Source organism: Enterococcus hirae ATCC 9790 (assembly GCF_000271405.2).
GTDB lineage: Bacteria > Bacillota > Bacilli > Lactobacillales > Enterococcaceae > Enterococcus_B > Enterococcus_B hirae.
In genome coordinates this window covers 305,268-326,828 of record NC_018081.1, presented here as the reverse complement: position 1 = coordinate 326,828, position 21,561 = coordinate 305,268, and the positions used below count along the sequence as shown (strand labels likewise).

At 36.3% G+C, this 21,561-nt stretch carries 20 protein-coding genes and 1 pseudogene; 19 read left to right on the top strand and 2 right to left on the bottom strand.

All coding sequences use genetic code 11. The features are described 5' to 3' along the window. Nucleotides 1-403 precede the first annotated feature (403 nt). Nucleotides 404-1,054 (bottom strand): hypothetical protein, encoded by a 651-nt coding sequence (locus EHR_RS01615; protein ID WP_010738373.1) that lies wholly within the window; start codon nt 1,052-1,054, stop codon nt 404-406. Nucleotides 1,055-1,318: 264 nt separating this feature from the next. On the opposite strand from EHR_RS01615, the gene EHR_RS01610 reads away from it, so the two are divergent. The 16 genes and pseudogenes from EHR_RS01610 to EHR_RS01550 all read left to right on the top strand — a co-directional run bounded on the left by EHR_RS01610 (nt 1,319) and on the right by EHR_RS01550 (nt 15,768). Then, nucleotides 1,319-2,128 (top strand): ABC-three component system protein, encoded by an 810-nt coding sequence (locus EHR_RS01610; RefSeq protein ID WP_220378461.1) that lies wholly within the window; start codon nt 1,319-1,321, stop codon nt 2,126-2,128. Between the two features lie 15 nt (nt 2,129-2,143). Beyond that, complete coding sequence (locus EHR_RS14180; RefSeq protein ID WP_014834251.1) at nt 2,144-2,287, top strand: hypothetical protein; 144 nt, start codon at nt 2,144-2,146, stop codon at nt 2,285-2,287. 14 nt (nt 2,288-2,301) lie between these two features. After that, nucleotides 2,302-2,397, top strand: a complete 96-nt coding sequence (locus tag EHR_RS14735; protein ID WP_420795277.1) for a hypothetical protein — start codon at nt 2,302-2,304, stop codon at nt 2,395-2,397. Next, nucleotides 2,358-2,744 carry a hypothetical protein gene (locus EHR_RS01605; protein ID WP_014834250.1) on the top strand — a complete coding sequence of 129 codons (387 nt, stop codon included), beginning with the start codon at nt 2,358-2,360 and terminating at the stop codon, nt 2,742-2,744. The genes EHR_RS14735 and EHR_RS01605 overlap by 40 nt, the downstream gene beginning before the upstream one ends. Then, nucleotides 2,734-5,322, top strand: coding sequence for an AAA family ATPase (locus EHR_RS01600; protein WP_042969817.1), 2,589 nt, complete (start codon nt 2,734-2,736; stop codon nt 5,320-5,322). Before EHR_RS01605 ends, EHR_RS01600 begins: the two co-directional genes overlap by 11 nt. Next, entirely contained in the window at nt 5,307-5,846 is a 540-nt protein-coding gene (locus tag EHR_RS01595; RefSeq protein WP_135981474.1) for a P-loop NTPase family protein, read from the top strand. Before EHR_RS01600 ends, EHR_RS01595 begins: the two co-directional genes overlap by 16 nt. 340 nt (nt 5,847-6,186) lie before the next feature. Continuing rightward, nucleotides 6,187-6,375: pseudogene (locus EHR_RS13655) on the top strand (transposase); the annotation flags it as partial. A gap of 253 nt (nt 6,376-6,628) precedes the next feature. Further along, the gene (locus EHR_RS01590; RefSeq protein ID WP_010719963.1) at nt 6,629-7,360 is read left to right on the top strand and encodes a GntR family transcriptional regulator; all 732 of its coding nucleotides are present in this window, start codon (nt 6,629-6,631) and stop codon (nt 7,358-7,360) included. Between the two features lie 12 nt (nt 7,361-7,372). Then, on the top strand, nt 7,373-8,545 hold the full coding sequence (locus tag EHR_RS01585) for an AgaS family sugar isomerase (protein WP_010738369.1): 1,173 nt from the start codon (nt 7,373-7,375) through the stop codon (nt 8,543-8,545). A 22-nt stretch (nt 8,546-8,567) separates the two neighbouring features. After that, the gene (gene lacD / locus EHR_RS01580) at nt 8,568-9,575 is read left to right on the top strand and encodes a tagatose-bisphosphate aldolase (RefSeq protein ID WP_010738368.1); all 1,008 of its coding nucleotides are present in this window, start codon (nt 8,568-8,570) and stop codon (nt 9,573-9,575) included. 11 nt (nt 9,576-9,586) lie between these two features. Beyond that, nucleotides 9,587-10,525, top strand: a complete 939-nt coding sequence (locus EHR_RS01575) for a hexose kinase (RefSeq protein WP_010738367.1) — start codon at nt 9,587-9,589, stop codon at nt 10,523-10,525. Between the two features lie 834 nt (nt 10,526-11,359). Further along, the gene (locus tag EHR_RS01570) at nt 11,360-13,138 is read left to right on the top strand and encodes a glycoside hydrolase family 35 protein (RefSeq protein WP_010738366.1); all 1,779 of its coding nucleotides are present in this window, start codon (nt 11,360-11,362) and stop codon (nt 13,136-13,138) included. A gap of 3 nt (nt 13,139-13,141) precedes the next feature. Further along, nucleotides 13,142-13,621 carry a PTS sugar transporter subunit IIB gene (locus tag EHR_RS01565; protein WP_010719958.1) on the top strand — a complete coding sequence of 160 codons (480 nt, stop codon included), beginning with the start codon at nt 13,142-13,144 and terminating at the stop codon, nt 13,619-13,621. A 12-nt stretch (nt 13,622-13,633) separates the two neighbouring features. Then, complete coding sequence (locus EHR_RS01560; protein WP_010719957.1) at nt 13,634-14,530, top strand: PTS mannose/fructose/sorbose/N-acetylgalactosamine transporter subunit IIC; 897 nt, start codon at nt 13,634-13,636, stop codon at nt 14,528-14,530. Then, nucleotides 14,517-15,326 carry a PTS system mannose/fructose/sorbose family transporter subunit IID gene (locus tag EHR_RS01555; RefSeq protein WP_010719956.1) on the top strand — a complete coding sequence of 270 codons (810 nt, stop codon included), beginning with the start codon at nt 14,517-14,519 and terminating at the stop codon, nt 15,324-15,326. Before EHR_RS01560 ends, EHR_RS01555 begins: the two co-directional genes overlap by 14 nt. Nucleotides 15,327-15,363: 37 nt before the next feature. Next, nucleotides 15,364-15,768: a PTS sugar transporter subunit IIA gene (locus EHR_RS01550; RefSeq protein WP_010719955.1), complete on the top strand. Its 405-nt coding sequence runs from the start codon at nt 15,364-15,366 to the stop codon at nt 15,766-15,768. 472 nt (nt 15,769-16,240) lie between these two features. On the opposite strand, the gene EHR_RS01540 is transcribed toward EHR_RS01550, so the two are convergent. Further along, the gene (locus EHR_RS01540; RefSeq protein ID WP_042969813.1) at nt 16,241-17,056 is read right to left on the bottom strand and encodes a response regulator transcription factor; all 816 of its coding nucleotides are present in this window, start codon (nt 17,054-17,056) and stop codon (nt 16,241-16,243) included. Nucleotides 17,057-17,446: 390 nt separating this feature from the next. On the opposite strand from EHR_RS01540, the gene ptcA reads away from it, so the two are divergent. The 3 genes from ptcA (at nt 17,447) to aguA (ending at nt 21,172) form a co-directional block, all read left to right on the top strand. Next, entirely contained in the window at nt 17,447-18,466 is a 1,020-nt protein-coding gene (gene ptcA / locus EHR_RS01535; RefSeq protein WP_010738364.1) for a putrescine carbamoyltransferase, read from the top strand. Between the two features lie 236 nt (nt 18,467-18,702). Further along, nucleotides 18,703-20,121 carry an APC family permease gene (locus tag EHR_RS01530; RefSeq protein WP_010738363.1) on the top strand — a complete coding sequence of 473 codons (1,419 nt, stop codon included), beginning with the start codon at nt 18,703-18,705 and terminating at the stop codon, nt 20,119-20,121. Continuing rightward, nucleotides 20,075-21,172, top strand: a complete 1,098-nt coding sequence (gene aguA / locus EHR_RS01525; RefSeq protein ID WP_010738362.1) for an agmatine deiminase — start codon at nt 20,075-20,077, stop codon at nt 21,170-21,172. The genes EHR_RS01530 and aguA overlap by 47 nt, the downstream gene beginning before the upstream one ends. Nucleotides 21,173-21,561: the final 389 nt, after the last annotated feature.

The window sequence follows — 21,561 nt, the reverse complement described above, 5'->3', positions numbered from 1 at the left end:
TGAGAAGGTATTTTAATGTGGAATAATCTGCAAAAATTAAAATTTTTTAGCTAGAAATATCTAATGGCAGGTTTTACTGGCTTTTTTTACTCTTTATTTAAAAACTATGAATGATACAAAATCAAATCTGGATCAAAAGGACCATCATTCTAGCTCAGTTTTTATTTGAATTTTGTTAAATTTTTATCTATTAATTTTAGCATTTTTTTGTTGAAATCATTCATAGAACATATCGTTCTCTCAGTTGTTTATGTTATGATGATTTAATCATACTAGAGAACGATATGTTTTTTAATAGCAAAAATGAAAATGGGACTGAAGAATCAAAATTGATTCTTCAGTCCCATAAATTATAGAGCCGTCAATTTTTGGCTAAGTCTCTTTTGGTTTATTTGCTTATAAATTAATATTTAATAACATTTACAAGTTTTAATGGAGTTCTTTCATCCCAATCAAGGATTGCTTGGTTTTTAATAGTTAAATAATTTCCACCGATATTTTCAATGCTAGGTAAATAATATATGTATTCATTCATTTCACTTTTGGCTTTCATTGAAACTAAAAAGCCTCTTGGATCATTGTTTCTGCTCCAGCTCTCTACAGCTGGACGAGCAAGTTCAAAGTAATCTGCATATCCGCCAGTTTTCCATTTGCTTAATGCAACCTGAACAGTTCCATCAGAGAGATTGACCATATTTACAATTTTAGTTCCTTTTGTATCAGAGTAGACTACTTTTTTCAGTGGTGTGATTTCAGTTGAGCTGTTTCGTTGATAAAGGCTACCATCTTTATAAGAGTAAGAAGCACTTGTTGGCGTATAATAGGTTCTAAGCATTCCGTTATGGACAATCGCCAAGATAAATCCACTACGAGAAAGTCTGCTCCAAGAGTCTGATTGACCAGGTGTGATATTGAAGTAGTCGGTGTTACCCTTTCCTGTAGAATTTGCACTAACTGAAACCTGAATACTTGAAAAGTCCGTACAATCGTTTGTTACAGTGACGTCAGCATGTGCTGCTTTGGTCGGTATTAAAAAGATGGCTAAAGCGACCATTCCTATTAATAAACTGACCAGTGATGATTTTTTTCATGATATTCCTCCTGTTAATATAATATAGTCGTAAACGTTTTCGCTTACAATTTAAGTCTAAAGGATGCAGACTATCGAGGAAAGGCAACTCAAATCAGTAAGCCAGATATTTTTAAATTGGTACTGGACAATGAAATAGGATCGTCTAACAACACGGAGTATGAGAACATACGAGGTTGCTCAGGATCAGGTGTGTATGTTGAAAGTAAAGATGAAGAGAAGTGTTCTTTGATCGGGATTATTACGAAGCTTCAGTCAGAAGGGCGACAAGGGATTGTTGAAGGGATTCATATCGCACATATTGCCGCTTTCTTTTTAGAAGAGTTTGACATCATGCTGTTACCTCATTGCTTGAATGATTTTAGTGAATATTTGGCATCTATCATAAATGAATTACGAGAAGTAGGTGGACAAGAAAATAAGCTGATTTTTCTGATTGAAAAATGTTATCGTGAATGTTTTTCCGACATAACGCCTAAATTGATCCATAATCGGTTAAGTGATTACCTGTTTCTTCCTTCTCAGAAAAATGAGGATTATACCAATAAATTCTTGTGGATCGCTTGGCTGGAGATCTTGCTTTACAAGTTATTACAAACAAATATTGCTTTTGAGATCGATGATTGTTTCAAATTACTCACTCAGGAAAAGGAAAGAGCTGGTATCCATGTATTATTTACAAATCATCTAACACTTGACCGTTTCATTGGGAGTTTATTTAGAAGTACACTTTATGACAAGCTCGATAAACAAGATGTTTTGTTTGTAACTAATCAAAGGAGAAAATTTCGGGGTGGGAGTATTGCCAAGCGAGAACAAATTGAGGGAATCGTCGTGAACATCGATCATCCAGCAGTTTCTGATCGGTTAACGATTGATAATCCCAATGAAAAAAAATTATTTCCTATTGTTCATGTCGATTATATCGAAAATGAAATTGATCAGATTTTACACGACACAAAAGGGTTAACAGCCGTTGAGTTTTCTCAGAGGTTTCCAGAGGAGTTAACTCGTTTGTTTGAAGAAATTGCAAACTAATGGAGGTAGATAACAATGGTAGAGATATTAAAAGAAATCACTACGTATGAAATAATAGAAAAAACGACGGGATTGACCTGTTACACGTACCAACAAGCAAACAAAAAGTATCGACTCCATTTTTTTGTTATGTATTTGATAATCAAGATGAGTTATTAGCCAACTATGAAGAAATCAACGATCAGATTGCCTACAGTTTTCAAAGTCAATTAAAAAGGAAGATTGAACGATGGAATATTTATTTTTTCTTTTTGTCAAAGCCAAAGTAGCGAAGCCAATCAAAGCCAGTATAGAACAAGACAAGTATGCAACCAGAAAGGGGATCGTGGATAATTTTCGAGAATTTGCTACTAATGATGCGCAAAAAGAAGCACAAAAAGAAGCACAAAAAGAAGCACAAAAAAATAAAATTCAAGAAAGATTATTATTGAATCTGGAACAGACAAAACCATTAAAGAAACTGGCTAAGGATGAGCGGAAAAATGATGAGAAAATCATCCATTTGTTAGCAGAATTAAAAACGATGGCTAAAAAAGAGAAAAAAGCACGAATACAAGAGTATATAAAACATGAGCTGTCAAATCTTAACGTAAAGGAAGGAACCGATGAGTCTTAAATTGAAAGGGATAAAAATTGATTCGTTTCGAGCATTTGAAAGGCAAAAATATTTTGATTGTGTGAATCCTGTTTTTAATGAAATATCAAATTTGATTGTTTTGTATGCGCCAAATGGAACCGGAAAAACCTCTTTTTTTGATGCCATCGAATGGAGCTTGACTGGCGAAATCAGTCGACTGAATGAAAATAAAAATGTCCGTGATATCGCCTCCCAAGAGCGAAAGTATATTTTAAAGAACAAATATTCCTCAGCCGAAGTGGGCAGTGTGGAACTAGCATTTGATGATGGCAGTTTTTATGCATTAACAACGAAAAAGTTAAATGGAAAGCAAACAACGGATTACGTTGAAGGGAATGAGACCAAAAAAACGGTTGATTTAACAGCGAAAGAATTAAAGATTTTACGACAAAAAAATTTATTGACACACAATCAAATCGATGCTTTTTTGCGATCACAGAGTGCCGAAGGAAGATATGATGCTTTAAGTAATTTTTGGGACAAAGAAAATGTATCTGAGGATTATAAAAATCTAGTCTTATTCGTCAATGAAATGAATAAAGTATTAGGACAACAAGAAACTAAAATGAATCAGCTAACAAAAGAGATTGAAAAACTCGAAAGTAATGCAAAAATATGGCAAACAATCAACCAGCTGAAAGAAAATTATGCCAAGTTAAACGGAAAGAATAGTAAAAAAGATCCATTGTTAAAGAATCAATTAGGTTTACAAGAATTGTATATCGAATCGAACAAATTAAAAAGCAATAATCAAATAAAATTGAACCAGTTTGAAGAGGAGCGACAACAGCTAGAAAATTTAATCACAATGATCCAAGAGTATCGACAAATACCGCAGCAGATCGAATGGTCTGAAAAGCAGGTTGCTGATGTCAACGAAAAGTTAGCCCATTTGACAGAAATTGAGACAATCGAAGAAAAAAAGAAAGCACTGTTTGACGAAAAAATAGACTTGAGCAACCATCTCAAGCGTTGTAACTTTCTTATCAATCATGAAGCAGATTTTCAGGCACAAGAAATAGCTGAACAAAACAGTAATAGAGAAATCAATGAATGGATCAATCAACGAAAAAAATGTGAACAAGCATTGATTACTTTACAAAAGGAGCATCAAGAGCAAGAAGTAACATTAAGTGAGTGTCAAAATAAACGAGCGTTGCGGACGAATCAATTAACAGAAATCAAAGAATTAAACAGTTATTCCGATGTTAAAGCGAAAAGACAATTACTTGATCATGAGATCAAACAACAGAAAAAGAAAAAAGTAGGGTTGGAAGCCAAGTTAGGTAAGATAAAGCTAACGTTGACAAAATTGTTTTCATTACTAAACTTAGACGATCATCAGTTAAGCCAAAAAGACTATTCAAAAGATCCTGATTATTCATTTTTGTTGGAACAGATAAGCCAACTTGATGACATTTGGCAAGAAAGAAAAAAATTGGAAGTTGATTTAACACAAAAGAAGAAGGAACGTTCCTCTTTAGAAGATCTGGGCAGTCAGTTAGAACAGTTGAAAAAATTAGGTTATTCTATCGTAACGGATACGTCTTCGTCTGTCTGTCCATTATGTCTCCATGATCATCAAGAATTTCAACATATCATCCAAAAAATTGAAGCTAGTACGACAGATCTTTTACCGATTGAGCAACTGACGAAGGAAATCAGCCACTTAGAAGGAATGATCGATGAATCAACTAGGCGGTTAACTGATGTAGTTTCTGGAGTAAAACAACAGATTCAGATACAAATAACGATTAAGGAAACTGAAATCAACCAACTTGACCAAGATCTGTTACAAGTAACCTTAAAATTAAAACAACAAGAAGAAGCGTATTTAACCAATGAGAAACACTGGCACAAGTTAAATGAATACAGCCAAAAATATGGGATTGACGGTGAAAAAATTGCTGAAGAAACCCAGAAAAGAGTAAAGTCACTACAGGAGGAATTGGTAAAATTAACGAATGAGTACCAAAATATCAAAGAAAAAATCAATCAAAATGAACAGCTGAATGTCAAGAATACTCATACGCTCAAAACGATCGAATTACATTATCAACAAGCGAAAAAAAGCTTAAATGATCTAAAAGGAAACGAACAGTATCAATATTATCAGCAAGAACAGGCGTTTTATGAAGCGCTTGGTATTTCTGCTATCTCTGATTTTAAAAGGCAATGTAAACGCGAGTTAGAAAAAATCAATGAACAAGAAACCAAGCTTATTGCTGAAAAAAGCCAACGACTAGAACAAGTAAATGGGAAAAGTAAAACAGAATTAGTAGAAGAACAACGAATCCAAGCAGAGCAGATTCGGCAGCTCGTTGTACGGAGGAAATATATCGAAAAGATATCTTATCAACTGTTTGACCAAGTAATCATTGCACCAGAAGAATTGGAAAAAAATAAGCAAAAGTTGACTACAGCTATTTACAAATTAAATGAAAAAAATCAACTGTTGGGTCAACTATCTGGGCTTACCAGTGATTTTATCTCTGAAACAGGTATCGAAGAGAAAAGAAGCGAACAAGCAAAAGTAAAAAAATCTATGACCACTTAAGTAGAAAAGTACAAGAACTAAAAGAATTAAAAGACAGTAAATTAACCGAGATCAAAAAGCAAATCAAAAGTACATTTAACTTAGATACCGTCAATCAGATTTTTCAAATGATCGAACCTCACCCTGATTTTCGTAAGATTAGTTTTAAAATCAATGAAGCAAATCCCGATAAATTAGGACTGGATATTATGTGCAAACGAACAGAGGACGAAGAGGATGCCCCGATTTTATATCTAAGTTCTGCCCAAGTAAATATATTGTCTTTAAGTATTTTTCTAGGAACCGCTCTAGAGAATACAGACAAAGTGAATACGATTTTCATGGATGATCCAATCCAACACTTAGATAGTCTTAATGAATTATCCTTTATTGATCTATTAAGAATCCTTGCATTTAAGCTAGGAACACAGATCATCTTTTCCACCCATAACCGCCAGTTTTTTGACTTATGTCAGAGAAAATTAGATGCCAACTACCATAATGCTAGTTTTATCGAAATGAATTATACAGAGAATCAATTGTAACAAATTTAGTTAGTCAGAAAAAGTGAAAAAGGGAGCTCTTTGATGTGAGGTTAGCTGAAAGATTCAGAGTATAAAACAAAAATTGCCTACAGAAGTTAAAAAAGAGACGGATAGAGAATCAATCCCAACGAATAAGGGATTGATTCTTTTTTTCTAGATTAAATACAGATAGGAAGAATATATAGATTGGATGGAGAGTTGTACTACCTATACGAAAGCAGAAACTTTTTTAGATTCTACACTTTTTGATATTGGCGAAATTCGCCAACATTTTTTTATGATTTAAACGGTATAGAAAAGACATCATTCACTATTTGGGGGCTATTTAACCAGAGAAACCGAAACCTATACGACAACTTTGCGAACATTTAGAAAGTTTCTGACACAGATCCGAAATGCCCTCCGCTACAATTACTCAAACGGATTACTAGAATGTTTAAACAAGCCTATCAAAGTATTTAAACGAAATTTTTATCATTTCAAACGGCGAATCATGATTCGTCACGATAAAACTTTTTTAAGCAAATAAACATACTAAGATTAGTAGGTTTCTATTTCCTATTTTTTTCAACTGGTATCAGATTTCAGCACTTATGACTGTTATTTTCGCTAGGAACAATTTCTTAAAAATGGATAGTTTTATTATTTCAATAAAATAATTATTGCTAAATCAACGATTTAAGACGGTTGTAGAATTTTTTTCAGATTGTTTGTTGACAAAAATAAAAAACCATCTTACCATTAGTTTGTGGTTATAACCAGTTTAAAAGAAGGAGAAACCTATGGGAAATTCTTTTAAAAACAAAGCTTTGTATCATCAGTTGGTAGATTTACTTAAAAATCAGATGGAAAGTAACATGATACCCCATGATAAATTACCCTCTGAACGAGAATTAACTGCTCAATACGGAGTTAGTCGGACAACGGTTCGATTAGCTTTGAAAGAGTTGGAAAATACAGGTTATATTTATCGGAGACATGGAAAAGGAACATTTGTATCCGATATCAAAAAGAACGTAGCAGATTTAGCAGGAACCTATAGCTTTACTGAACAAATGAAAAGTTTAGGTAGAACTGCTGAGACGCGGATCTTAGCTTTTGAAAAAATTGAAGCGGACAAATTTATTGCAAAACAATTGAATCTTTCATTAGGAGAAGTAGTCTTCAAATTAAGTCGATTGCGGATAGCTGATCGGGAACCGCTTATGATCGAAGATACCTATTTGCCAGTCAAATTTTTCTTATCATTAAATGATCAGCTTTTAAGAAGCAAACCTCTATATGATCTTTTTTCCGAGGATTTTAATCAGACCGTTCGATTGGCAGATGAAGAGCTATATGCAAGTGTTGCCTCAAAGGAAGATGCGAAACAGCTGATAATCTCAGAAGGAGCACCTGTCCTTCATTTAGCACGTCAAACCTATAATATGAAAAATGAAATTATCGAATTTACTTTAAGTGTCGCCCGTGCGGATCAATTTCATTATCAGATCCGCCATATTCGAAATAGTTAGGAGAATCGAAACATGTTTACAGTAGGAAAAGAAAAACTGGATCAGCTGGGTGCTGAGATCACGACTCGCGAAATACGCCAACAGCCTGAACTTTGGGAAGAAACCCTTGATCACTATCAAACAGTTCAAAAGGAATTAGATAATTTTCTTGCAATAGTTAAAGAAAAGGCAAATGGTCAGCGAACACGTGTAATCTTCACTGGTGCAGGAACATCTCAATATGTAGGAGACACATTAGTTCCTTATTTGCGCAAGAACGGTGATCGCCAAGCATTTAGCTTTGAAAGTATTGGAACGACTGATATTGTCGCAGAACCTGAAGAGTATTTAATTAAAGAAGAACCAACTTTACTTGTATCATTTGCGAGGAGTGGAAACAGTCCTGAAAGCTTGGCAGCAGTTGAAATTGCAAATCAGGTGGTTGATACGATCTATCATTTATCAATTACGTGTGCTGTAGAAGGAAAACTAGCTCAAATTAGTCAATCCGATTCCAATAGTTTTTTATTCTTGATGCCAGCACGTTCCAATGATAGTGGCTTTGCTATGACTGGTAGCTTTTCCTGCATGACTTTAGGAGCTTTGTTGACATTCGATCAAACAGTATTAGTGAAGAAACAACAATACCTGAAGGTTTTAAATAATTTAGGAAATGAAGTAATTACCCGAGTAAATGAAATTGAAAAAATCGTTCAGCTTGATTTTGAACGCATTGTTTATGTTGGTTCAGGAAGTCTAGCTGGATTAACAAGGGAAGCGCAATTGAAGATTCTGGAATTGACAGCCGGAAAAATTGCTACCATCTTTGATTCATCAATGGGCTTTCGCCATGGTCCAAAGTCGTTTATTAATCAAAAAACAATCATGTTCGGTTTTGTTAATAATAATCCTTACACGCGTGATTACGACTTGGATGTCTTAGAAGAAGTGCGTGGAGATGAAATCGCTTCCGGAGTGTTCGCCATTACTCAACCAGGGCAACGGAATTTCACTGGCGATAAATTCGAGTTTACAACTGAGGCCGAATTACTGCCAGATGGCTATTTAGCACTAAGCTATATCATGGTTGCCCAAATAGTCGCTTTGTTATCATCGATTAAAGTGAATAATAAACCAGATACACCGTCACCAACAGGAACAGTTAACCGAGTTGTAAAAGGTGTAACGATTCACAAATATAAGTAAAAATAAACTGGGAGGAAGAACCATGATTACATTAACCAGAGGAAAAAAAGCAGCAATGGATCGTTTATCGACAAAAGATGGTATTATCAGTGCCTTAGCGATTGATCAACGCGGAGCATTAAAAAAAATGATCAAAGCCTTAAATGTAGAATTAAATGATGAACAGATTGAGCGTTTCAAGGAGTTAGTTTCTAGTGAATTAACCCCTTATGCATCTTCTATTTTATTGGACCCAGAATATGGTCTTCCTGCTGCAAGTGCACGACATGAAGATGCTGGTTTGTTGTTGGCCTATGAAAAAACCGGCTATGATGTAACAACACCAGGACGCTTGCCTGATTTATTAGCAGATTGGTCAGTTTTACGATTAAAAGAGCAAGGAGCCGATTCGATTAAGTTTCTACTTTATTATGACGTAGATGAAGATCCGGAAATCAATCATCAGAAGCATGTCTTCGTAGAACGTTTAGGTAGCGAGTGTGCCGAAGAAGATTTGCCATTCTATTTAGAATTGCTATCATATGATACCCAAATTTCAGATGTTCATTCACTTGAATATGCCAAAGTAAAACCGCATAAAGTCAATAGCATGATGAAGGAATTTTCGAAACCACAGTACAAAGTAGATGTTTTAAAGGTAGAAGTTCCTGTCAATATGAATTTTGTAGAGGGTTTCAGTACAGATGAAGTAGCGTATACCAAAGAGGAGGCGGCAAAGTACTTCTTGGAACAAAGTCAAGCGACAGATTTGCCTTTTATTTTCTTGAGTGCCGGTGTTTCTACGAAGCTATTCCAACAAACATTGTTTTTTGCTAAAGATTCAGGTTCGACCTTTAATGGTGTGCTTTGTGGCAGAGCTACTTGGAAAAATGGTGTGAAGCCGTTTATCAAATCAGGTGAGGAATCTGCTCGTGCCTGGCTGAAAAGTGAAGGTCGTGAAAATATCGAAAGCTTGAACAACGTTTTGGCACAAACAGCCAGTTCTTGGTATGACAAAGTCCAAGTTGAAAAAGAAGTAGCTGTGAACTAGGAGGAGAGCTCGTGATAGTAACTGTAACGATGAACCCGTCAATTGATATTTCCTATCCGCTTGCTTCCTTGAATGTGGATACTGTCAATCGAACAGATCAAGTTAGTAAAACAGCAGGTGGAAAAGGACTTAATGTAACCCGAGTAATCCATGATCTAAAGGGGAATGTACTCGCTACAGGAGTTCTCGGTGGGTATCATGGGGCGTTTATTGCAGATGAATTAAAGCATGCCGGTATTAAGCAGAAATTTACAGAGATCAAAGAAGAAAGCCGGGATTCAATCGCTATTTTGCATGAAGGAAATCAAACTGAGATTTTGGAAGCGGGACCAACAGTTTCCTATGAAGAACAGCAGAATTTCCTAGAAAACTTCAAGGAGCTAATAAAAAAAGCAAAGATTGTCACAATCTCAGGTAGTCTTGCAAAAGGATTGCCATCAAATTTTTACCAAACGTTGGTCCAATTGACAGAAGAGCAGTCCGCAAAGGTTCTTGTCGATACCTCTGGGGAAAGATTGCATCAGGTTTTAGCTGGCAAACAGAAGCCATTTTTAATCAAACCAAATCTTGAGGAATTATCGACACTACTGAGACATTCATTTTCGATTGATCGATTAGAAGAAGTCCAGGAAGAATTGATTCAACCTATCTTCGCAGGTATTGAATGGATCATTGTTTCTCTAGGAAAAGCTGGAGCTCTCGCAAAACATAAAGATTGTTTTTATCGAGTTACGCTCCCTACGATAAAAGCAGTCAACCCAGTTGGTTCAGGAGATGCTACAGTCGCTGGATTTGCCTACGGCCTATCACAAGAAATGGATGAAATAGAACTTTTGAAGTTTTGTATGGCTACTGGTATGGCTAATGCACAAGAAGGACAAACAGGTCATGTTTCACCGGTGAATATTCAATCGCATATTGAAAAAATAACTGTAAAAAAGATTGAGTGAAAAAATCGATCTAGATAAAATCAATGATTTTTTGAGACCAACTCAATTTGGTAGAAGTTCCATTTTTTGTAGGATTCAACGTACTCCAGTAGTTGTTGTGAACCTCTACGTTTCGTCACTCGGACTTGCAGAACGGTCGTTTCATCGGTAAGAATCTTTAATAATTTCGCAACATTTAAAGGAGTTGGAAATATAATTTTATTTGTTTCCGTAAAATATTCCTCATTCATGTGGATATTGTAGTCTTGTTTAAAGCGCTGACAGCTGGAATTGTAATAACACAATTCTTGAGAATTAGGATCCACATATTGTTCGGGCAAATAAGTTTGCTGATAGATATATGCAGTTTTTTAGTTTTTCGTAAATGTCTGATGTAATCATAAAATGCTAAGGCTGGCAGTTTAAGCTTGTTTAAATAGTGTGGATCATTCCCTCGAGCGATTGATAAAACTTGGACTTGATCATTACTGATAGTGAATAATTCAATGTCAGAAAACTAGACCAGTTTTTCTTTACGTGAAACAAATGAGTCACGACCTTGATGACGAATTATGAATCCATCCTTTATTCATTCAGGGAGCGAATGACTGTAATAGAGCTTACGTTAAAAATTTATATTAATTCTGCTTCTGTATAAAGTTTATTGCCATTTTGGGATGTCTAAATTAACCCTTCAAACAACATCAAAGAATTAAACTTTTCGTTAGAGTCTTTGGTTTTGTATGTATAATTTGATTTTAACACGTTCTGTTATGTTGGATAGGGTTGACTTTCTATTTCAAATTATTTGATATATCAATATATTGAAAACGATTTTATTGAAGGAGGGAGCTTTTGAACACATTTGAGATTAAAGAAGATTTTCTTCTAAACGGTAAGCCCTTTAAGATACTCTCAGGAGCTATCCACTATTTTAGAGTGGATTCAGCCGATTGGTATCACTCGTTATATAATCTGAAAGCATTGGGATTTAATACAGTTGAAACTTATGTACCATGGAATCTACATGAACCTAAAAAAGGAGATTTCCATTTTGAGGGAATTTTGGACTTAGAACATTTTTTGTCCATTGCTGAGGAATTAGGACTATACGCGATTGTTAGACCATCTCCATATATTTGTGCAGAATGGGAGTTTGGTGGTTTTCCTGCTTGGTTACTTAATGAGGGAACTCGGATCCGAACAAATGAAACCGTTTATTTGAACCATGTGGCAGATTATTATGATGTTTTAATAAAAAAAATCGTGCCGCATCAGCTGACAAATGGTGGAAATATTTTAATGATTCAAATTGAGAATGAATACGGTTCTTATGGAGAAGAAAAAGACTATTTACGTTCGATACGTGATTTAATGTTGGACAGAGGAATAACAGTGCCATTTTTCACTTCGGATGGACCATGGCGTGCGACACTCAGAGCAGGCAGCATGATTGATGAAGATATTTTAGTTACTGGAAATTTTGGTTCAAAGGCTGAAGAAAATTTTTCTTCAATGGAAGCTTTCTTCAATGAGCATGGGAAAAAATGGCCTTTAATGTGTATGGAATTTTGGGATGGTTGGTTTAATCGTTGGAAGGAACCGATTGTACAACGTGATGCAAAAGAATTAGCTGAGGCAATCAAAGAGGTCGTGCTGAGAGGAAGTATTAACCTGTATATGTTCCATGGAGGAACAAATTTTGGATTTATGAATGGTTGCTCAGCTAGAGGAGTGATTGATTTGCCACAGATTACTTCTTATGATTACGGAGCACCCTTAGACGAGCAAGGAAATCCAACCGAAAAATATTATGCAATCCAGACAATGATTCATGAAACGTTCCCTGATATCCAACAAATGGAACCTTTGACAAAAGACACAATGGAAATGAAAGATATTCCATTAATTGATAAAGTCAGTTTATTTTCAACATTAGATACAATTAGTCAATCAGTAAAAATGAAATATCCAGAAACGATGGAAATGTTAGGACAAAATACAGGTTATATTCTGTATCGCACCTCAATAAAAAAAGATGCAGAACATGAAAGACTGAGAGTAATCGATGGAAGAGACCGTAGCCAACTATTTTTAAATCAAAAACTGCAAGCTACACAATATCAGACAGAAATTGGTGAAGATATCATTGTTCCAATGCCTCAGGAAGACAATCAATTAGATATTCTAATTGAAAATATGGGGCGTGTTAATTATGGTCATAAATTATTAGCCGATACACAAAAAAAGGGAATTCGTACAGGGGTCATGGCTGATCTACATTTTATCACTGATTGGAATCAGTATTGTTTACCACTAGAGTCATGTGAGAAAGTTGATTTTTCAAAGGAATGGCATCCTAACCAGCCAAGTTTTTATCGCTATGAAGTAACACTTGATGAAGTGGAGGATAGCTTCATTGATCTATCAAAATTTGGGAAAGGTGTCGTATTTGTTAATCAGACCAATATTGGACGTTTTTGGGAAGTTGGGCCAACACTTTCGCTATATATTCCGAAAAGCTTATTTAAAAAAGGAAACAATGAAATAGTGATTTTTGAAACAGAAGGAACTTTCCAACCAGAGATCCAATTAGTAAAAGCACCACTATATAAAGAAATGAAAGAAGGATAAACAATGAGTATTATCGGAGTAAGAATTGATGGACGTTTAATTCATGGACAAGTAGCCAACTTATGGACAACCAAGTTGAACATCACACGGATTATGGTTGTAGATGATGAAGTTGCAAAAAATGATATTGAAAAAAGTGGATTAAAGCTGGCAACTCCACCAGGAGTTAAATTAAGTGTATTGCCGATTGAAAAAGCTGCTAATAATATTTTAGCAGGAAAATATGATTCTCAACGATTATTGATTATTGCTCGGGAGCCGGATCGTTTATTGAAGTTGGTAGAATTAGGAGTCCCAATTGAAGAAATTAATGTTGGGAATATGTCACAGACAAATGAAACACGGTCCATTACTAAATCAATCAATGTGGTTGATCAAGATGTAGAAGTATTTAACAAATTACAGGCTAAAGGTGTTCGCTTAGTAGCGCAGATGGTTCCAAGTGATAAAGCAGAAAATTTTATGGCTTTATTAGCGAAATAGGAGGATAAATAAATGGATATCTTATGGTGGCAGATCTTATTATTAACATTATACGCAGGGTATCAAATTTTAGATGAGTTACAAATTTATTCATCGTTGAGTGCACCCGTTTTTGCCGGATTATTTGCTGGTCTAGTGATGGGAGATCTAAAAGCAGGACTTATTATTGGTGGTAGTATGCAATTGACTGTACTTGGTGTTGGTACCTTTGGGGGGGCATCAAAAATTGATGCCAACTCTGGAACGATTTTAGCGACAGCTTTCTCAGTAGCGCTAGGAATGAACCCAGAGCAAGCAATTGCCGTAATTGCGGTACCAGTAGCTAGCTTGATGATTCAATTAGATATATTAGCCCGTTTTGCGAATACGTATTTTGCGCATCGCATTGATAAATTAGTTGAAGATATGAACTATAAAGGGATCGAACGTAATTTCTTAATGGGAGCCCTCTCTTGGTCACTTTCTCGTATGATTCCCGTTTTTCTAGCATTAGCATTTGGAGGAGGACTAGTAGAACAAGTGGTAGCCGTGCTAAATGGTGATTTGAAGTGGTTAGGCGATGGATTATCAGTAGCTGGAGCAGTTTTACCAGCTGTCGGTTTTGCTATTCTACTACGTTACTTGCCAGTTAAAAAGCATTTCCCTTACCTAATTTTAGGATTTACATTAACGGCATTACTAGGAACCGTCTTTACTAACATGCAGGTTTTAGGAACGGGTGTTGCAGGAGTTGTGAAGAATTTCGAAGGAATATTTAATTCACTTCCAATGTTAGCAATTGCCCTAGTTGGATTTTCTTTAGCAGCCATCAGTTACAAAAATGGACAGCTGATACCACATTCGCCAGCCCCTAAAGATGTTACATCGAATGATTCAGATGAAGGAGAGATTGAAGATGACGAAATCTAATTATAAGTTAACGAAGGAAGACTTTAAGCAGATCAATCGCAGAAGCTTGTTTACTTTCCAATTAGGCTGGAACTATGAACGGATGCAAGGATCAGGCTATCTTTATACAATTCTGCCGCAATTACGCAAGCTTTATGGTGATAATTCTCCTGAATTAAAAGAAATGATGAAAACTCATACACAATTCTTTAATACATCAAACTTCTTCAATACTATCGTTACCGGGATTGACTTGGCTATTGAGGAAAAGGAAGGTATTGATGGTAAAGACACTGTCTCAGGTTTAAAAGCTGGGTTGATGGGGCCTTTTGCAGCAATTGGGGATTCGATTTTCGCAGCGTTAATTCCAACAATTTTTGGAGCCTTAGCAGCCAATATGGCAATTAATGGCAACCCAACTGGAATTTTTATTTGGATTATCGCACAAATCGCTGTTATGATTTTCCGTTGGAAACAATTAGAATTTGCTTATCGTGAAGGAATCTCTTTAGTTACCACGATGCAACATCGCTTAACTGCCTTGACAGATGCTGCAACTTTGTTAGGGGTCTTCATGGTTGGAGCGTTGGTCGCTACCATGATTAATGTAAAATTGTCTTGGGCACCAAGTATTGGTGATGTGACGTTAAACATGCAAAACAACCTGGATATGATTTTACCACGATTATTACCAGCCGGTATCGTTGCAGCAATTTATTGGATGCTTGGCAAAAAGAATATGACTTCTACTAAGGCAATTTTCATAGTATTAGTGGTTTGTGTAGCATTATCAGCTTTAGGCGTGATTTCAAAATAAGTCAGGCTGATTCCAATTAGTGATGAGGAGTGGTTCAATGGGAAAACAATTAGTTTTAATTAGTCATGGACTTTTCTGTGAAGAATTGAAAAAAAGTACAGAAATGATAATGGGGCCTCAGGAAAGTATTCACACAGTAAGCCTTCTTCCTTCTGAATCAGCGGAAGATTTTCGTGAAAAGTTTGAAACAGTAATTGCCAATTTAGATGATTTCGTAGTATTAGCAGATTTAATGGGTGGCACTCCGTGTAATGTAGTTTCAAAAATAATTCTCGAGGGTCAAGTAATTGACTTATACGCAGGCATGAACATGCCAATGGTGATTGACTTCATTAACAGTCAATTAATTGGAACAGAACTTTCATTAATCGAATCTGCTACAAGTAACATTTGTTATGTGAATGGACGGATTTTCAGTGATGACGATGATGAAGATGAGTAAGATAAAATATATGAGTGATGAAGCCAAAGAAATATTTCTCTGATCAGACTATAGATAAAAGACATTTCAAACTTGTAATTTGAGTTTGGAATGTCTTTTTATCTAGTTTTGTTCAAAATTTTGGACAAAAAAGAGACCCTTTGTCAAATGATGTTGGTAAAGAGAAATTCTAGAATGATTGGTGAAAGATTGAGAAAAAAGTGTTCAGCATCAAGGAATAAGAAGGAATTTTCGAAATTTGACAAGAAACATAAATACTTGTTTTTGGTGTTGATTATTATCTACTTGGTGTGTCTCAAATTTTTTATAAATTTCAGCGAATTTTTGAGGATGCCGCTTTTGTCTCATTCTCCATTTTTTTATTTTATGATTAACCTCATAAAAAAGTGGGACATTCATTAGATTTTTTCTGATTAATGTCCCAGACTCGTCTACAGACTGAGAACTTGGAAGGGATACTTCCAGGACTTTTTTAAACGGTTGACTCAATGGCTTCTTTATACTTCTCAAAAAGGGGGATAATTTGCGTGCGCTTTTTAATGTCAAGTTTAATAAAAATATTGTGGACATGAGTTTTAACCGTTCCTAATGAGAGAAAGAGCTGGTCAGCAATTTCCTGATTGGTTCGATGTGACAGTAGCAATATAAAAATTTCCGTTTCTCGTTGAGTAAACTGGTGATCCTGACAAAAGTCTTGAATCAAGAGAGAGGTGCCTTGATTTTGTGTTTTTTCTTTCTGAGGTTGATATTTTTTGATAAAGAAGTGCAGTAATAAAACACATATAACAATCGAAAAAATATCCTCTGAGACACTACGATTATAAATTTTTGTTACTAAGGAGCTATATTGATCGACATTGAAAATCACGAAACTATCTTCAATAATGATCAAAATACTAAAGAAGAGATTGATGAACATCAATTGCTTTAAATAGTGTTTGTTCAGCAAAGGTACATCCTTTTTTGTTCCTCGCCAACAATAAATTCCTAGGTAAAACAGGAAGAGTTGATTGCCCAGATAATAGAGCCAGACTTTAAAGGCTGAATTATCCATCAATGGGATGGTAATCATCCATGCAGCCAAAGCAAGCAGTAAAGCATAATGGAGAGGGGAAAGTTTTTCTTTTTGTAGTTCGGCAAGAATAGAAATGGAAAAAAAGGCGTTTCCCATAAAAATAATCGTTTTAACTGCTGGCGCACTCATAAATGCTTGATCATAACTTTGTGCAAAGGAATTGAGGAACTCCGTCATATAAATAATCGTGTTATCAAAAATGAAGAATGCCAAATACAAACTGATCCAGAGAAATAAGTTGTTTTTTCTTTTAAATAAGCATAAATAGCAAAAGTCATCGTGATTGAATATAAAATGATCAATAGAATGTTGTAAACAAAAATAGCTATCATATTGAATCCCCTTTCATTTTTTTCCTTACCTTAAATTTCTTATCTTAATTATAACACCGTTTTTTTTATCTTTACTTTTAATTCCTATAAACTTCCTTCTAAACTTTTGTAAACCCTTGGAAAATTAATGGTTTATATCCAAAAATAAACCAGCCTGTATCACATATAAAATGATAATGATAACGTTTACAACTTATAGCTTATCGTAAACTCTCACTTTTTTTCCTAAAGTGAAGATGCAAAGCAAACAAATTACTTAGGAGGTTTCATTATGGGAAAAAAAGATTTTATTACAACTGAAAATTACACGAAGGAAGAGATCCAACAAATTGTTGACCTGTCATTGAAAATCAAAGCGGCCATCAAGAATGGTTTTTATCCTCCTTTGCTAAAGAACAAAGTGTTAGGGATGATCTTCCAACAGTCTTCTATCAGAACGCGGGTTTCGTTTGAAACAGCAATGACACAATTAGGGGGGCACGCAGAATATCTAGCACCAGGGCAAATTCAATTGGGTGGTCATGAAACGATAGAAGACACGAGCCGAGTTCTTTCTCGTTTAGTTGATATTTTGATGGCTCGTGTGGAACGTCATCATAGTGTGTATGACTTAGCAACGAATGCCACGATCCCAGTTATTAACGGGATGTCTGACTTCAACCACCCAACGCAAGAAATTGGCGATCTTTGCACCATGATCGAACATCTTCCAGCAGGCAAAAAAATTGAAGACTGCAAGGTTTCCTTTATTGGAGATGCCACACAAGTCTGTTTCTCTTTAGGATTGATTGCAACAAAAATGGGAATGGAATTCGTTCAATTTGGACCAGAAGGGTTCCAGTTAAACGAAGACCATCGCGCACGACTAGACGCAATTTGCAAAGATTCTGGCGGCTCCTATACGATATCCGATCAAATCGATGTTATCGAAGGTTCGGATTTTGTTTATACAGATGTTTGGTATGGACTGTATGAAGCTGAATTATCAGAAGAGGAACGCATGCGTATTTTTTATCCTAAATACCAAGTGAATACGGACTTGATGAAACGTGCTGGGGAACAAGCGAAATTTATGCACTGCTTGCCTGCCACTCGTGGGGAAGAAGTCACAGATGAAGTCATGGATGGACCGAACTCGATCTGTTTTGATGAAGCAGAAAATCGGTTGACTTCGATTCGCGGTCTCTTAGTGTACTTGATGCGGGATTATGCGGAAAAAAATCCAATCGATGAGACCAAAAAAGCAGCGGCTAAAAAAGACTTGGAAGCTTTGCTAGGTGAAACATTTTAGACGCAAGAGATGAGGAAAGGAAATAATCTGCGTATCATGACGATGCGTGAGGATTGTCTCTGTTCTAGAGGAGGGGCTAACGATCTGAAAATCGATTCTTTCTAGCAGAATCTTGATCTCACACTAATGCAGCTTTTATGCCGCACTAGGAATCATACGAGGTGAGTCCGCAGGTTACAAGAATCGTTCAATCGTTGGTCCAACCTTATTCCCTTGTACCGGAAAGGAAGAAAACAATGGGAGAAAAGAAAAAATTTAGTTTGATGAGTGCTATATTATCTGTTATTTGTGTTGTATTTGTGGCAGAAGCGGCTGCACCGGTAGCAGCAATCGGAAATTCACAATTTTTTTGGTGGATCTTTTTATTGATTGCATTCCTTTTGCCCTATGGATTGATCTCGTCAGAGTTAGGAACAACTTATATCGGTGATGGCGGTATCTATGATTGGGTGACACAAGCCTTCGGACATCGCTGGGGATCTCGCGTTTCTTGGTATTACTGGATCAATTATCCACTGTGGTTAGCTTCTCTAGCAGTAGTCTGCCCTGATTTATTGATGACGATCACAGGCAGCGAATTTTCAACAGCGGCTGCTATCGTGATCGAACTGATCTTTATATGGATCATCGTTTGGATTAGTTTTTATCCGGTCAGTGACAGCGTGTGGATTTTGAATGGAGCAGCTGTCATCAAAATGCTGCTGGCAATCTTGATCGGTGGCTTAGGTCTCTATACTGCGCTTACTAAAGGTGTGGCGAATGAGTTTACTCTTTCTTCCATGCTGCCAAGTTTCAATTTAAATAGTTTGTCCTTTATTTCAGTAATCATTTTTAACTTATTAGGATTCGAAGTGATTTGTACATTCGCGAATGATATGGAAAATCCTAAAAAGCAAATCCCTCAATCGATCATTGCCGGTGGACTGGTGATTGCAGCCATTTACATTTTTTCTGCATTCGGGATCGGTGTAGCAATTCCTACGGATCAGATTAGTACAGGCAGCGGATTGATGGATAGTTTTAAGTTATTGACAGGATCAACAGGCGGCTGGTTCATTATTTCGATGGTCTTTTTATTCTTACTGACATTGTTTGGCAATATGATTTCTTGGTCGTTAGGGGTTAACAATACTGCTTGTTATGCAGCCGAAAATGACGATATGCCGAAAGTATTTGCCAAACGCAGCAAAAAAAACGGCATGCCTACTGGTGCGGCGATTATGAATGGTATTGTTGCTTCTATCGTTGTCATCATCGCACCAATTTTACCAAATCAAGATTTATTTTGGGCATTTTTCTCGTTGAATCTAGTAATGTTCCTAGTATCATATGTACCTGTTTTTCCTGCGTTTTATAAATTGCGCAAAATCGATCCAGAAACACCTCGACCTTTCAAGGTGAGCGGCAGCGACTTGTTCTTGAAGGTATTAGTCGCACTACCGATGATCATGATCGTGATCTCATTGATTTTCACAGCGATTCCTTTGCAGTTTGATGCTGAATCGCTGAGTCAGCAATTACCAATCACGATTGGAGCAATTATATTTGCCCTCGTTGGTGAAATCATTATCTGGATCAAAAAAATCAAAAAAGAAGGAGTACTGTATCATGGCAAAGCGAATCGAAAAGACCACACCGAAACAAGACGGGTTTAGAATGCCTGGAGAGTTTGAACCACAAGAGAAAGTATGGATGATTTGGCCAGAGCGTCCAGATAACTGGCGTGATGGAGGCAAACCAGCTCAAGAAGCATTTGCCGAAGTCGCAAAAGCGATCAGCAAATTCACGCCAATGAATGTGGTCGTGTCGCAACAGCAATATCAAAACTGCCGTCGTCAATTGCCTGCCGACATCACTGTCTATGAAATGTCGAACAACGATGCTTGGATTCGTGACTGTGGTCCTAGCTTTGTCATCAACGACAATGGTGAATTACGAGGCAATGACTGGGGATTCAATGCTTGGGGCGGATTAGTCGATGGCTTGTATTTCCCTTGGGATCAAGACGATTTGATTGCACAAAAGATCTGTGAAATCGAGCACGTGGATTCGTATCGAACGGAGGATTTTATTTTAGAAGGGGGCTCCTTTCATGTTGATGGAGAAGGCACTGTTCTAACGACTGAGATGTGTTTATTGAGTGAAGGTCGGAATCCTCATATGACAAAAGAAGAGATCGAACAAAAATTATGCGACTACTTAAACTGTGAGAAAGTACTTTGGTTAGGTGACGGGATCGATCCGGAAGAAACCAATGGGCATGTGGATGATGTGGCATGTTTTGTTCGTCCCGGAGAAGTGGCTTGTATCTATACTGAAGATCAAAACAGCCCATTTTATGAAGCGGCTCAAGCTGCTTACAAGCGTTTGAATGAAATGACCGATGCCAAAGGTCGCAAATTAAAAGTTCATAAGCTTTGTTGCCCAGTAGAGAATGTCACGATCAATGGGGATTTCAAGATCGATTACGTAGAAGGAACGATGCCACGTGAAGATGGCGACATTTGTATTGCTTCTTATATGAATTTTCTGATCACGAACAACGGTGTGATCGTTCCTCAGTATGGAGATAAAAATGATGAGCTGGCACTTGAGGAAATAGCAGAATTCTTTCCAGATAAAGAAGTCGTAGGCGTAAATACAGTTGAGATCGTATACGGTGGTGGAAATATTCACTGTATCACACAACAACAACCGCAAAGATAGGTAGAGGCTTATCTTAAAAATTGTCATCGCATTGGGTGGAATTTTAGACGACGCTGCTCATGAACAATTGACCAAAGCCCAAAGCAGCAAATTCGATTACTGACCTGATCAATGACGGCCGTTTATTCGTTTTTAGAGATACTAGAAGAGACTGAGACAACTTTTGTCCCAATCTCTTTTTTTTGTTTCATTGTCTATCATTAGCTGACGATCAGCTTGGTGATTCAACCATTAGAGGAAGCCAGATGTGGGTGAGATCTTTTCATAGTTTTCCCAAACCCATAAAAATCTCTCCTAGGTACCTTTTAAGTATATTTTAAAACAATAATGCATATATATACAAATTGAATCATTTTTAAGAGGTTGTTTTAAGAAGGGGAAATAAGGAA